General features: G+C 64.0%; 11 protein-coding genes. 6 read left to right on the forward strand and 5 right to left on the reverse strand.

Annotated features, from left to right (window positions below):
• Positions 1–136 precede the first annotated feature (136 nt).
• Together D4765_RS03100 and D4765_RS03105 are read left to right on the forward strand one after the other, a co-directional pair.
• Positions 137–712: an SRPBCC family protein gene (locus D4765_RS03100; RefSeq protein ID WP_136640763.1), complete on the forward strand. Its 576-nt coding sequence runs from the start codon at positions 137–139 to the stop codon at positions 710–712.
• Between the two features lie 144 nt (positions 713–856).
• Positions 857–1231 carry a DUF1622 domain-containing protein gene (locus tag D4765_RS03105; RefSeq protein ID WP_136640764.1) on the forward strand — a complete coding sequence of 125 codons (375 nt, stop codon included), beginning with the start codon at positions 857–859 and terminating at the stop codon, positions 1229–1231.
• Positions 1232–1279: 48 nt separating this feature from the next.
• On the opposite strand, the gene D4765_RS03110 is transcribed toward D4765_RS03105, so the two are convergent.
• Genes D4765_RS03110 through nirB form a run of 3 tightly spaced genes read right to left on the reverse strand, consistent with a single transcriptional unit; the run spans position 1280 to position 6161 of the window.
• Complete coding sequence (locus tag D4765_RS03110) at positions 1280–2431, reverse strand: uroporphyrinogen-III synthase (RefSeq protein WP_136640765.1); 1152 nt, start codon at positions 2429–2431, stop codon at positions 1280–1282.
• Positions 2432–2451: 20 nt separating this feature from the next.
• Entirely contained in the window at positions 2452–3546 is a 1095-nt protein-coding gene (gene cobA, locus D4765_RS03115; RefSeq protein ID WP_136640766.1) for a uroporphyrinogen-III C-methyltransferase, read from the reverse strand.
• Positions 3543–6161, reverse strand: a complete 2619-nt coding sequence (gene nirB / locus D4765_RS03120) for a nitrite reductase large subunit NirB (RefSeq protein WP_136640767.1) — start codon at positions 6159–6161, stop codon at positions 3543–3545. The genes cobA and nirB overlap by 4 nt, the downstream gene beginning before the upstream one ends.
• 265 nt (positions 6162–6426) lie before the next feature.
• Between nirB and nirD the strand changes: the two genes are divergently transcribed.
• The 4 genes from nirD to D4765_RS03140 are packed head-to-tail and all read left to right on the forward strand — an operon-like array spanning position 6427 to position 12887.
• Positions 6427–7443 carry a nitrite reductase small subunit NirD gene (gene nirD, locus D4765_RS03125; RefSeq protein ID WP_136640768.1) on the forward strand — a complete coding sequence of 339 codons (1017 nt, stop codon included), beginning with the start codon at positions 6427–6429 and terminating at the stop codon, positions 7441–7443.
• Positions 7444–7498: 55 nt separating this feature from the next.
• Positions 7499–8926: an MFS transporter gene (locus D4765_RS03130; RefSeq protein ID WP_136640769.1), complete on the forward strand. Its 1428-nt coding sequence runs from the start codon at positions 7499–7501 to the stop codon at positions 8924–8926.
• A 35-nt stretch (positions 8927–8961) separates the two neighbouring features.
• Positions 8962–11058 carry a molybdopterin oxidoreductase family protein gene (locus D4765_RS03135; protein ID WP_136640770.1) on the forward strand — a complete coding sequence of 699 codons (2097 nt, stop codon included), beginning with the start codon at positions 8962–8964 and terminating at the stop codon, positions 11056–11058.
• Positions 11055–12887, forward strand: coding sequence for an FAD-dependent oxidoreductase (locus D4765_RS03140; protein WP_237280225.1), 1833 nt, complete (start codon positions 11055–11057; stop codon positions 12885–12887). The genes D4765_RS03135 and D4765_RS03140 overlap by 4 nt, the downstream gene beginning before the upstream one ends.
• Before the next feature lie 38 nt (positions 12888–12925).
• Here the strand turns inward: D4765_RS03140 and D4765_RS03145 are convergent, their stop codons facing one another.
• Entirely contained in the window at positions 12926–13249 is a 324-nt protein-coding gene (locus D4765_RS03145) for a hypothetical protein (RefSeq protein ID WP_136640771.1), read from the reverse strand.
• Between the two features lie 5 nt (positions 13250–13254).
• Positions 13255–14427 carry an inorganic phosphate transporter gene (locus D4765_RS03150; protein WP_136640772.1) on the reverse strand — a complete coding sequence of 391 codons (1173 nt, stop codon included), beginning with the start codon at positions 14425–14427 and terminating at the stop codon, positions 13255–13257.
• Positions 14428–14433: the final 6 nt, after the last annotated feature.

Here is a 14433-nt window from a genome sequence, read left to right on the forward strand (position 1 = left end):
CAAGCCGGAGCGCTTGCCCCGGGTCGGCCCCTACGCTGTCAGTGCAGCAGCCGACAACTGTGTTCGAGGAAGGCCTCGGTGATGGTTTCCCGTTCCAGTCGATCGTCGGCGGGGGCCGCGAAAGAGGAGGAGAACGATGTCTACGAATCACCGAACCGTGAACTGTACACCCGAAGACGTATTCGCGGTCATCGCGAACGGGTGGTTCTTTCCCAACTGGGTGGTGGGCGCCTCGCGTATGCGTGACGTCGACACGTCGTGGCCGCATGTCGGCTCGCGCTTGCATCACTCGTTCGGCGTCTGGCCGGTGCTGATCAACGACGAGACCACGTCACTGCAGTGGAACCCACCGCACCGTGCCGTGATGCAGGCCAAGGGGTGGCCGCTCGGTGAGGCGCGAGTGACGGTCGAGGTGCAGCCGCATCCGAAAGGATGCCGCGTGACCATCATCGAGCGACCGGTGAAGGGTCCCACCACCCTCATTCCGCACACACTGCTCAATCCGGCGCTGTTCATCCGCAACATCGAGACGCTTCGCCGACTGGCGTTCATGGCGGAAAACCACGCCGGCGGCAACCTGACAGCGCAGCTTCAACCCACCGGCGCCGACCAAGCGCTGCCCGATCGGCCCTCGAATCGAGGCGCCCTGCGTATCGCGCTGATCGGTGTCGTCGTGGGTATCGTCGTCGGAGCAGCCAGACGCGCCGCGTGATTCGAGTGCGTTGGGCAGAGTGCTGTGACGTACTTCGATGCCGAATAGATGGCCACCAAAATGCCGACGACTGATGCCCGCAAGGCCGGGGGCGCAGAGCCGTGGAGGGTTGCGGACGAACCCGGTTGCGTCTTGTCTTAGTGCATGGACTTTCAGAACGTGGTCGAAATTTGCGGGAGCCTCCTCGACGGTGCCGGCGTACTCATAATCCTCGGTGGCGCTGCGATATCCACAGCGCTCGTCATCGCGCGAATCATCCAGCAGAAGGGCCCTGTGTACCGGGCCTACCGCCAGTATCTGGGCCGGTCCATCCTTCTCGGCCTCGAATTTCTGGTCGCGGCCGACATTATCCGCACGGTCGCGGTGACACCCACACTCGACAGCGTGGCGGTGCTCGCAGCGATCATCCTGATCCGCACCTTCCTCAGCTTCTCGTTGGAGCTCGAAATAACCGGGCGTTGGCCGTGGCAGACCCAGAAGACGCCGTCTGCTGAAACAGACCCCACCCTGGGCACGTGAATTCCCGGTGAAGGGTGGCTGCACCCCCGGTGACGTCAGCTGCGGGGGTCAGAGCAACTGAGTCGATATGCGGTAGCCGCGCTTGACTACGGTTGAGATTGCGTGCGGGTGTGGCAGGTTTTGGCGCAGTCGGCTGATTGCCACGTCGACGCCGTGATCATCGAGTGTTTCGGCAACAGAACCGGCGAGTTCAAGGCGAGACACCGTTGCCCCTCGCGCGTCGAGAAGACTGCGCAGAAGCGCAAGCGAGACCGGGCTGAGTGTCGCCTTCACATTGTTCACGATCACGGTTCGGCCCCGGAGTTCGATCTCACCGTGTTCGAATGCGAGCCGTCTGATCTGGGTCTCCACGAGATGTTCGCAGAGCAGCCTGATGAGGGCACCCATCCTGAACCTATCGGGCACGATGGGCAAGATACCAGCCTGAACGAGCGGTGCCGCGGTGACAGGGCCAACTGCGGCCGCGACGACGTTCTCGCGGAATGCCGCCTGCAGAGCGTCGAGCTTTCCCGCGGCTTCCGCCGTGGTGAAGAGCGATTCGACCGCTGGTGCGCTGGTGAATGTGACGGCATCGATCGATGACTGGCAAATCGAGTCGACGAGGCGAAGCACCCGGGCCGAGTCTTCGTGTTGTGTCCACCGGTATGGGGCGGCGGTCAGTACGGTGGCGCCGGCCGCGGTGAGGCGCGCCAGTTGTACCGGGTCGGTGAACCCGTGCAGTTGCACGGCGACGGTTTGGCCCATCACGGGGCTTCGCAGAACGAGATCCACCAGCGATGTTGTGGTCTCTCGCTCGCTCATGCCGTCGTCGTCGAGGCCTGCTGCGCGGATCGCGCCACGCGCTTTGGGGCCGCGCACGAGGATGCGGGTGTTCTCCAACTGTGCCGCCAGCTGGTCGCCGAGACCGGCCGCGTCAGCCGACTCGAACCAGCGCCTGACTCCGTATGACGTGGTCGCCAGTAGAACGTCGGGCTTGGCTTCGATGATCGCCCGGGTCTCTGCATCGAGAGCGCTGTCGTCGGTCACCCCGGTCATCCGGATGGTGGGCGCGTGTGTCACATCTGCTCCGCGCCGTTCGAACGCGGCAATGAGGTCTTCCGATCGCCGGTCAGAGGTGATGCCGATACGGAACCCCTCCAGTTGGTCGCTTCGAAAACCCGGAAGGACAGCAGCATCGAGCGGAGGCAGACTGTCAGTCATTGAACATCACTCCTCTTCTGTCATGGCGCTGGCAGCGAATTTACGATCAGGTCGACGGCCCCCTGGTTCGGCGTCTCCCCTGAGGCTAACCGAACGACTTCGCCGATGATGATGACGGCCGGCGAGCGGAGGCTGATTGCTGCGAGGTGCGAGGTGATTTCGCCGACTGTGCTGAAGGTCGTGCGCTGATGAATGCTGTACCCGCGTTCAACGATCGCAAGTGGCATGCTGGAACGCATCCCATGGGTCTGGAGCCCAGCAACGGTTTGCACCAGCGTGCCCACGCCCATCAGCAGCACGATGGTACTGCCAAGCCCGCTCAGGTGTGTCAGTTCATCCGGGCTGAGTGGTGCGTGACCCGAAATGACGGTGAACGCCCGGCTCACGTTGCGATGGGTCACAGGGATGCCTGCCGCCGCCGGTACGGAGATCGCGCTGGTGACGCCGGGTACGACAGTGACAGGGATCTGATTGTCGCGACAGGCCTGCACCTCTTCGCCACCGCGGCCGAAGACGAACGGGTCTCCGCCCTTCAGACGGACGACGGCCAAACCCCTCAACGCCCTTTCGACGATAATCGCCTCGATCTCCTGTTGCGGCACCGCGTGGTGGCCGGGCGCCTTACCCACGTCGATGAGCTCGGCGGCCGGCGCCCACGCCGCGAGGATTTCGGTGGGCGCGAGCCTGTCATAGAGAACAACGTCAGCCTCGAGAAGAGCTTGTCGCCCGGCTACCGTGATCAGGTCGAGCTCACCGGGGCCTCCGCCGACCAGCGTCACGGAGCCACGCGGCAGGTGCGCGGCGGGGTGTTCGGTCGTCATTGAGACTCTGAGCCTGCGAGCGGCTGACAGAAGATCGATGCGCTGCGATTCGCGACCCTCGACCCACACGATCAGGTGCGGCATTGCCGACCGCCCAGCAGCCTCATCGCCGGGAAGTCCGCCTGGAATGGTGCCGATGCCGGCCGCCGAAGCCAGCGATACTCGGGCTCTTCCCGCTGACAACACGGTGACTTCTGCCCCGGCCGCCTGATAGCGTGCCCTTACTCGCCGGGTGGCTGATTCCGCGCCGACGATGATGACACGGCTGCCTTCGAGGTCGAGGGAGACATTCATGGCCGCGACGACCTCACTGGGATGGACGGGCCCGAGAGCATCACGGTGCCCGCGGCCTTCTCGGAAGGAAACGCCGGCCTGTTCTGGCCGCGCTCTGAGACCTTCACGATGGAGGGGTCGGGCGTGTTCGGTGCGTTGACGAACGAGTGAAAACGACGCAACCGTTCAGGGTCTTTGAGCGTCGCCGCCCATTCGTCTTCGTAGTTCTCGACGTGCAGTGCCATAGCCGCCTCGAGATCTGCCGCGATACCGAGGGAGTCTTCGCAGACGACCTCGCGCACGTGATCGAGCCCACCGGGCAGCTCTTCCTGCCAGCGTGCGGTGCGTTGCAGGCGCTCGGCGGTTCGAATGTAATACATCACGTAGCGATCGATGTACGAGATGAGGGTCTCATCATCAAGATCCTGCGCGAGGAGCTGGGCATGCGCGGGCTGGTATCCGCCGTTGCCGCCGACGTAGAGATTCCAGCCGTTCTCGCTGGCGATGATGCCGATGTCTTTGCCTCGGGCCTCAGCGCATTCCCGCGCGCAGCCCGACACTCCGAGTTTGAACTTGTGAGGTGAACGAAGTCCCCGGTAGCGCAATTCGAGGCGCACAGCCATGGCGACGGCGTCCTGAACTCCGTAACGGCACCAGGTGGAGCCGACGCACGATTTGACGGTTCGAAGTGACTTGCCGTACGCCTGTCCAGACTCGAATCCGGCGTCGACCAGCAGCTTCCAAATCTCGGGCAACTGTTCAAGCCGCGCACCGAACATGTCGATGCGCTGGCCGCCGGTGATCTTCGTGTACAGGTCGTAGTGCGCGGCGACATCGGCGATGACCTTCAGTTTCGCGGGGGTGATCTCGCCGCCGGGAATGCGGGGTACAACCGAGTACGTACCGTCTTTCTGCATGTTCGCGAGAGCTCGGTCGTTTGTGTCCTGCATATGTCCGGCACCATTGTCGAGAATGTAGGCGGATGTCTGTGTGGCCACGACCGAGGCGATGACCGGTTTGCAAACGTCGCAGCCGAGCCCTGCACCGAACCGTGTCATCACGTCTTCAACCGAACGTAGACCCAGGATCCGCACTGATTCGAAAAGTTCACTTCGGCTGAGACTGACGTGCTCACACAGAGCGGTCGACACCTCGAGACCGGCCGCGAGAAGCTCGGTTTCGAGGATCTTCTTCACCAACGGCACGCACGACCCGCACTGGGTTCCGGCGCGAGTGCACGTTTTGAGTTCGCCGAGGTCGGTGCAACCGAGCCCAGGGCCGCCGGGCCCGTGGATGGCCGACCGCACGGCACCGACGGAGACGTTGTTGCACGAGCAAAGTTGAACATCATCGGGGAGGTCTGCCCCGGCCGGCACCTCACCTCCTGCCGAGGAAAGGTATGCACCCGGTTCGGCCGGCAGTTCGCGCCCGAGGAGGGGGCGCAGGCTGGCGTACGGGGCCGCGTCGCCAACGAAGATGCCTCCGAGCAGCGTTTTCGCGTCGTCGCTGACGACAATCTTCTGGTAGAGGCCGCGAGCGGGATCTGCGTAGACGATCTCGAGCGAGTGCTCGGTCGCCGCGAACGCATCGCCAAAGCTCGCGACCTCTACGCCGGAGAGCTTGAGTTTCGTGGCATCGTCGACACCGGGAAACAGGGCTTGGCCGCCCCAGATTCGATCTGCGACGACCTCGGCCATGGCGTTGGCTGGCGCGACCAGTCCCACGCACGCACCGTTGATGTTCGCAACTTCGCCGATGGCCCAGACATGCGCTGCAGAGCTCTCGCAAGCGGCGGAAATGACAACTCCCCCGCGTTCGCCGGTCGAGATGCCGGCATTTCGGGCCAGCTCGTCACGGGGAGTGATACCAATGGAGAAGATGACGATGTCAGCGTCGAGACGCCGGCCGTCGGTCAACTCAACGCCGACCACTTCACCGTGGCTGTCGAGCAGAATCTCGGAGGGCCTGACGGCGAGGTTCAGGCTGATTCCCTGGTTCTGGATGATGCGTCCCAAAGCTTGCCCTGCGCCCTCGTCGAGCTGGGATGACATCAACCAGCGGCCCGAGTGCACCAACGAGGCGCTGGCACCGAGGCGATTCAGTCCTCCTGCTGCCTCAAGACCCAGCAGACCACCGCCGACCACGACCACATTGACCGCGCGTGCATGCCGTGCTGTGAGGGTTTCGGCCTCAGCGACGAGGTCGTCGACATCGTCGACGGTGCGATAGACACGGCCAGCGAGAGCGTTCGCGATGGCCGGCACTGTTGCAAATGACCCCGTGGCGAGCACAAGTTCGTCGTAACCGACGAGTTCACCCGATTCGAGGGTCACGGTCTGCGCCGCAGGATCGACCTGCACAACGGCGGTGCCCGGTCGGTGCTCAACTTCACTCTGCAACCACAGGTCTTCAGACCCCAGGGCCAGATCGATCCGGCCACTCAGTCGTTTCGACAGCGCGACCCTGTCATAGGCGCGGTGCTGTTCATCGCCGAAGACCGTGATGCGAATAGGGGGGCCGCCCGCGACGAACCGGGAGGCAAGCGACTCGGTAAACCGGTGTGCAGCCGGGCCGGCACCCACGACCACTATGTGCCGAGCTGTGATGGGCGCACCGGCCTGATCGGATTCCTGCATGCAAATGCCTCCCTTGTGTCTAGGCTCACGCTACAAATCGGTGGTTTCAGCCCTGTTGCGGCTTCGTAACGTCTTGTGACGTAAGCCTCTCGACGCGTCGAAGCCGTTGCGAGGTGTTTGTTACGCGGCGGACTTCACTGACGTCACCTCTGGAAACCTGGGCTGTCTAGCCTGAGGTTCACCCGGGCCAGAAACAGTGCCGGGCAGAGCTGCGCACTCACCTGAGTGCGCACGTCTACACCGAGATCAGTAGAGAGGAGCAACAGTGTGCGACAAGTGGAATCCCGTCTGCGAGTTCGATGCCCTCGAAGCCCTCTGGGGTGAGGCTGCGCTGGTGGGCGATGAGCAAGTCGCACTCTTTCGCCTGCCTGACTCTCGAATCTTTGCCGTGTCGAACGCCGACCCCGCTACCGGCGCGTATGTGATGTCGCGAGGCATCGTGGGGTCAAAGGGTGAGCGCGCCACGATTGCGTCGCCGCTACACAAAGACGTCTTCGATCTGGAGACGGGCGCCTGCTACACCAAGCCAGCCCTCACCCTGCCCACGTGGCGCACACGCATACGCGACGGTGTTCTGGAGATCGCAAAACACCCCGTAATGGTCGCTGCCTCGCACGGCACATCAGACCCGGCCGGCCAGACGTGCATCGCCAGCCTCGTTCAGGCCGTTCGTGAATCCAACACCGGGGTCACCGTCGTAGATTCGTACGTAGATGTGCAGTCACCTGACGTTGCTGCATCACTGGAATCGATTCCTGCCGGTTCGAGCGCGGTCGTCGTGCCGCTCTTGCTCTCGGCCGGCTACCACGTGCACGTTGATCTCGCCGAGGCCGCCCGCTCTCGCCACGGGGTCAGCGTCAGTGGTGCTCTCGGACCTGACCCGCGGCTGGTCGTGATCCTGGCCCGGCGCCTCGACGAGGCCGGGCTTCGACCAGACGACCAGGTTGTGCTGGTCGCAGCCGGTTCGAGCAACGCCTCGGCAGTATCAGACTGCCACGAGGTCGGTCGCCTCCTCTCAGCACACCTGCGCCGAGAGGTCACCGTGTCGTTCCTGTCGGCTGCATTTCCGCGCGCCGCCAGCGCTGTCACGAGCGTTCGTGCTTCACACCCGGCCTCCCGCGTGATTGTCTCCAGCTATCTCCTCGCCCCCGGCTACTTCGCAACGCTCGCCGCCGAGACCTCGGCAGATGCAACGAGCGCGCCCCTGCTCGAAGAAGGTGAGCCACCGCCTCCGGAACTCGTCGCCATCGTCACAGATCTTTACCGCTCAATGCTCGCCTGACAACCCTCGTACCCCTTACCGGCTACGGCTTTGCCGATTTCCCAGGAGGAAACAGATGACTGCACAGACCAGCACCACCAGCCCCGCTCACACCCTGCCCGGCGCCGCAGCTGCCCCAGAACCAATCGGCTCACCGCCGGGCCTGGTGTTCCGGCCCGGTCGCGTGATCGATGGCTGGAACCCGGAAGACCCTGCGCAGTGGGCGGGTGGAGGCAAAGACATTGCCGCCCGAAACCTCCGCTGGTCGATCTTCGCCGAGTTTCTCGGCTTCGTCATCTGGCAACTCTGGAGCATCGTGGTGGTCTCGCTGCCCAAGGGCGGGTTCACGTTCGACACCGGCCAGATCTTCTGGTTGATCTCCATGCCGAGCCTTGTCGGCGCGACGCTCAGGTTTCCGTACACCTTCATGGTGCCCAAGTTCGGCGGCCGCAACTGGACGATGATCTCCGCTGCGCTGCTGCTCATCCCCAGCATCGCTCTCGCTGTCTGCGTCAGCAACCCCCACACTCCCTTCGGCGTGATGCTGTTCGTCGCAGCTCTGGCCGGCTTCGGCGGCGGCAACTTCGCAAGCTCCATGGCGAACATCACCTACTTCTACCCACAGAGCAAAAAAGGCTGGGCGCTCGGGTTGAACGCGGCCGGCGGCAACTTGGGCGCATCCGTCGCCCAGTTCCTCGTACCGATCGCGATCACCATCGGTGCCGCAGCCACGCTCAACCTGCCGCTGGCCGGCTGGATCTGGGTGCCCCTCATTCTCGTGGCGGTGTTCGGCGCCTACAAGCGAATGGACAACCTCTCAAGTGCAAAGGGAGACTTCAGTGCATCCCTGGCCGCCATAAAGGAGCCGCACCTCTGGATCCTGGCGTTTCTCTATATCGGCACCTTCGGATCCTTCATCGGCTTCGCCGGCGTGTTTCCGAAGCTCATCGCCGACACATTCCCGAGCTATTCGACCTTCGCGGTCGGCAGCGCCAGCCTTTCGCTCGCCTTCCTCGGGGCTTTGGTCGGTTCACTTGCCAGACCGTTCGGTGGGCGCCTCGCCGACCGCTTCGGCGGATCGGTCATCACCATGATCTCCTTCGTCGTCATGGGTGTCGGGGCGCTCGTCGTCATCCTCACACTCCCTCTCGGCAACTTCTGGCTCTTCCTCGTCAGCTTCTTGGTGCTGTTCGCAGCCAGCGGAGTGGGCAATGGGTCGACGTATCGGATGATTCCCACGGTCTTCGCCCTTCGGGCGGGCACCCCGAACGCCAATGAGACCGGAGCCGACATCTCAACCCAGCGCAAAGCGGCAGCAGCGCTCGGCATCATCTCTGCCGTCGGCGCCTACGGCGGCTTCGCGATCCCGCAGCTGCTGAGCCTGTCGAAGACCTCTTTCGGCACATACACGACCGGTTTGGGCTGGTTCGTCATGGCGTACGCGGTGATGCTCGCCGTCACTGCGACCTTCTACCTGAAGAAGCGCGAAGGCACACGAATCTGACCCAGGCATCGAGCAGACGAGCAGAGAAGACCACGATGCCTGAGGGAACCGCCAGTCACTGCCCATATTGTGCGCTGCAGTGCGCCATGAGCCTGACCGGCGGCCCAGCAGGCCGCGCCGGCTCTGTGACGATCGAAGGCAGAATGTTTCCAACGAACCGTGGCGGCCTGTGCAAGAAGGGCTGGACCGCTGCCGAGCTTCTTGACGCAGGCGACCGGATCGTGCATCCGCTGCTCAAGCAACCCGACGGAACGTTCGAAGAAACCGCGTGGAGTGACGCGCTCGACTTCATCGCCGCCAGGCTCAGAGACAGCCGCGAACGGTTCGGCGCCGACTCTGTCGCCGTGTTCGGAGGCGGCGGCCTCACCAATGAGAAGGCCTACCAGCTCGGAAAATTCGCCCGGCTCGCTCTCGGCACCACCCGCATCGACTACAACGGTCGGTTCTGCATGTCGTCTGCGGCGGCCGCCGGAAACCGTGCGTTCGGTCTCGATCGCGGTCTCCCGTTTCCCGTCGAAGACCTCGACCAAGCGGAAACCATTGTGCTGTTCGGCTCGAACGTCGCCGAGACCATGCCGCCGTTCATCGCTCACCTCGCCGGTGCACGCCAGGCCGGCGGCCTGATCGTCGTCGACCCACGGCGCTCCTCGACCGCTCGCCTCACCGACGATGGCGGTGGGATGCATGTGCAGCCCGCCCCGGGCACAGACCTCGCGCTGCTGCTGGGGCTGACGCACATTGTGATCGCAGAAGGCCTTGCGAACACCGACTACGTCGAATCCCGAACGACGGGGTTCGAGGCGCTCCGCGTCAGCACAAACGCGTGGTGGCCAGAACGCGTGCAAGCCACGACAGGAGTTCCCGTCGCCCAGTTGCGCCAATTCGCACGGCGCCTGGCGAATGGCGCAGGCACGTACATCCTCACAGGACGAGGCGTGGAACAACACGTCGATGGAACCGACACGGCCACAGCCGCCATCAACCTTGCCCTGGTGCTCGGCCTGCCGGGGTCAGAACACTCGGGCTATGGCACCATGACCGGGCAGGGCAACGGGCAGGGCGGTCGCGAACACGGCCAGAAATGCGACCAGCTTCCCGGGTACCGCAAGATCACCGATCCCGATGCTCGTGCCCACGTCGCGAAAGTCTGGGGAGTGCACCCTTCGCTCATACCCGGCCCCGGTGTGCCCGCTGTCGAGCTGCTCGCAGAACTCGGCAAGCCCGGAAAGGTGCGCTGTCTGCTCGTTCACGGATCGAACGTCGTGGTCTCGGCCCCCGACGTCACCGCGGTGAAGGCCGGCCTTCAGAGCCTTGACCTCCTCATCGTCTGCGACTTCTTCTTCTCAGAGACCGCGCGCTTTGCCGACGTCATTCTGCCCGTCACCCAGTGGGCCGAAGAAGAGGGCACGATGACATCGCTGGAGGGCCGTGTGCTTCGGCGACGACGCGCTCTGCACCCTCCCCTCGACGTACGCAATGAACTGTGGATCTTGCGGGAGCTTGCTCTGCGTCTGAACGCACCGTCGACCTACAGCACCTCACCGGCCGAGGTCTTCGATGAACTGGCCCGAGCCTCAGCTGGCGGGATCGCCGACTACTCCGGGCTGAGCCACGACCTGCTCGATACCGGAATCGCTGCCTTCTGGCCGTTCACCCCCGGCTCGGCGGGAACACCGCGTCTCTTCAGAGACCGGTTCGCCCACGCCGACGGGCGCGCCCGGCTTGTCGCGGTGAAGGCACACCATGGCGACGGTGGGCCCCTCGCCGGTAACACCCTCACTCTGATCACTGGCCGGCTCCTTGAGCACTATCAGTCTGGCGCGCAGACACGCAGGGTGCCCGAGTTGCAGGATGCCCGGCCCAATGCCCGCCTGCAGATACACCCTGCCACCGCCGACCGTCTCGGCATCGTCGCCGACGGGCCCGTCACGATAACGAACGCTCGGGGAGCAGTTCACGCGCACGCCGAAATCACCTCATCCATCAGGCATGACACTGTCTTTCTGCCCTTTCACTATGCAGACGAAGAAAGCGCAAACCTCCTCACCGAAAGTGCTGTCGACCCCATCTCAGCGATGCCGGAATTCAAGCGCACTATCGTCAGTGTGCAGGCCGGCGGGAGCAACCAGTGACGATTTCACCCCAGCGTGTCGTTGTGATCGGGTACGGGCCTGTCGGTGCTCGTCTCGTCGAAGGTCTGCTCGGGCCGGTCGCCGACAAGCGAATGACGCTGACGGTCGTCGGCGCCGAACGCAGCGACGCCTACAACCGTGTTCTCCTGGCCGAGTATGCCGTCGGCCGCTCGGCACGGCATCGGCTCGACACGACCGACACAGCAGCAGCCCGCATGGCCGGAGCGCACATCCGACTGGGTGAAGCTGCCGTGCGAATCGACCGACGCCGGCAGCTGGTGCACCTCGACTCAGGCGACGAACTCCCCTACGACCAGCTCGTGTTCGCCACCGGCGCCAGAGCGAACATCCCCACCATCGACGGGCTGCAACGCTCCCGACGCGACAAGTTCAGCGCGCCCACATCCGCCGCACGTCTCGACGAGGGCGCCAAACCGTTGCCCCACGGGGTCATCGCCCTCCGCGACCTGCACGACGCAGCGGTACTGCTGAAAGCCGTCAGTCAGAAGCAGCGGCTCGTCGTGCTGGGAGCGGGCGTGCTCGGAATGGAACTCGCGCTGGCGGCGGCAGAACAGGGCGCCAAGGTCGTTGCCGTGTATCACGGCGATATTCCGATGGCACGAAACCTCGACAGGGGCGCGGGCCGCGTGCTTGCTGCGGCGGCCCGAGGCGCCGGTGTCTCGATGGCATCTCATTCGCGTGCAGAGAGCATCCTGTTTCGGTACGACACCGAGGGCGAACAGGTCTTTGATGCCCTGGTCTGCGCCGACGGCAAACAGATCCCGGGTGACCTCCTCGTTCTGTCGTGCGGAGTGAGCGCGCGCACTGAACTGGCCGCCGCGGCCGGGCTGACCGTTTCAGCCGGCATCGTCGTCGACGAGAAGCTGCAGGCCTGGAACGACCCGGCGGTGTTCGCGATCGGCGACTGCGCTCACATCGTGGCGCAGAACACGCACAGCGGTGGCCAGCGAATCTCGGGCGCTCCCTCTGGGCTGATCGGCCCCGGCTGGAAGCAAGCCGATTGGCTGGCCATCCAGCTCGGCAGAATGCTCGACGACGGAGCATCAACAATCACCCCCGACCCTGGCACGGGCACACCGATGCCGCCCGAGCGTCAGCATGTGGTGATGCTGAAGGCCGAGGGCATCGACGTGGTCTCCGGCGGCGACCACTCCCCCGAACTGTGGGACGAAGGACACGAGGTCACACAATGGGCAGACCCGGCCCGCGGCAGCTGTGTGAAAATGGTGACCCAGAACGGCGTGCTCACCGGCTTCGTCTCCGCAGGCATGCCCCGACTCGGCGCAGAGCTGACGCTGCTCTTTGAAAGCAGCGGCGAGCTGCCGAGGGACAGGTCGTCGCTGCTGCAGCTGGACAGCACCGCGGGAGGCGAAGTATCCACGACCGATCCGTTCGCACCAGGCGCGACCGTCTGTTGGTGCAATGGCGTCACCGCCTCCACCATCATGCACGCTGTCGCCGCAGGTCAGAACAGTGTCGACTTCGTGGGCAAGGCCACCCGCGCGGGTACCGGATGCGGGGGATGCAAAGGAAGAATTGCCGAGATCATTGCCCGTACGAGCGCCGAGATACCAACCAGCAGACTCGTTTCGAGCCTGGAAACGAACGAAGACTGTTCTCTCGCCGAGTCGTCTGTGCCAACTTCTGCTGATGCTGAATCTCAGCAAGAAACCCCCGGCGATGAGCCATCTTTTACTTCCCCCCGTTATGAAAATGTCGATCACAAACACCCTACTTCCACCGACGTCACGGCATCATCAAACCGACCGACCCGGATGACGATTGTCGCTACATCCCAGCGGCGATAGAGTGCGGCTCGACCACATCATCGGAGCGGCGCCCGTGGTCAGTGAAACTGCGGGATGATCAGGTACAGGCTGTACAGCACCGCGGCGACACCGATCGCGATAAAGAGACAGCCGCCCACCGTCGCGGCCGCGGAACGTGTGCCGCGGCCGCTCGAGATCACAGCCCCATCATTGCCGGTGTCGTCGGGCGAGCCGGAGGCCAGCAGTCGAAGTCCCACTGCGTAGAAAACCACGACGATGAGTGCCGCTGCGAAGGAGATGGCGAAGACGAGCACGAATGCTCCCCAGTCGATGCCGAGCCACTGATCGGAGGCCGCAGCCGTCACTCGAGGGCTCGAAAAGAGTGTGTCAAGGATGCTCATGGTCGTCAGGCCTTCTCTGCGGAGAGTTCAGGTTTGCCAGCGTTCTGGGTCGCGGCACGGTCGTTCTCGTCTACCTCGTTCACGTTGCCTTGGGTGACCGGGTGCCGACGAGCGAGAATGAAGAACCCGACTCCGAACACCATCGCCACAACGGCGACGGCAATGAGCCCGATGGTGCTGGTAGACGCCGCCCAGGCCGCGAGCCCTCCGACGATGGCGGCGGCCGGGAGAGTGAACACCCAGCCGAGCGCGATCCTGCCCACGATGCCCCAATGTACCGTGGCCAGTCTCTTGCCGAGCCCCGATCCGACAACGGCTCCGGAGGTGACCTGTGTCGTTGAGAGGGCGAAACCGAGGTGCGAGGAGATCAGGATGGTTGCGGCCGAACTCGTCTCTGCGGCGAAGCCCTGTGCGGGCTGAACATCGGTGATTCGCTTGCCGACGGTTCGCATGATGCGCCAACCACCAAGGTAGGTTCCGAGCGCGATCGCGAGTCCGCACGAACCGATCACCCAGAGCTGCGGACCGGTGTTGGAGTTTTGGTAGCCCGCCGCGATGAGGGTGAGAGTGATCACACCCATCGTCTTCTGAGCATCGTTGGTTCCGTGGGCGAGGGAGACCAAAGATGCGGACACGGTCTGGCCGTGACGAAAGCCCCGGTCAGAGCCTCGCGCTCTGGCCTGCCGGGTGAGGCGGTAGGCGGCGTAGGTGGCGACGAGCGCGACGAGGCCGGCGACGAACGGCGAGAACAGCGCCGGGAGTACGACCTTCGAAAGCACGACTCCGAAGTCGACGGAGTTGACGCCTGCTCCGATGATCGCTGCCCCGATCAGCCCCCCGAACAGCGCGTGGGTAGAACTCGATGGCAGGCCCAGGTACCACGTGCCGAGGTTCCAGAGCACGGCACCGACAAGTCCGGCGAAGATCATCGTCGGGGTGACCTGAATGCCGCCGTCACCCTCCTTGATGATTCCCTGCGAGATCGTCTTGGCTACCTCAGTGGAGATGAACGCTCCGACGAGGTTGAGTACGGCCGAGATGAGAACGGCGACCTTGGGTTTCAGGGCTCCGGTCGCCACAGACGTTGCCATCGCGTTCGCGGTGTCGTGGAACCCGTTCGTGAAGTCGAAGACGAGCGCTATCGCAATGACCAGCGTGACGGTAATCAACACGTCCATGGGGGT

The organism is Subtercola vilae (assembly GCF_004923255.1).
GTDB classification, from domain to species: Bacteria; Actinomycetota; Actinomycetes; order Actinomycetales; family Microbacteriaceae; genus Subtercola; species Subtercola vilae.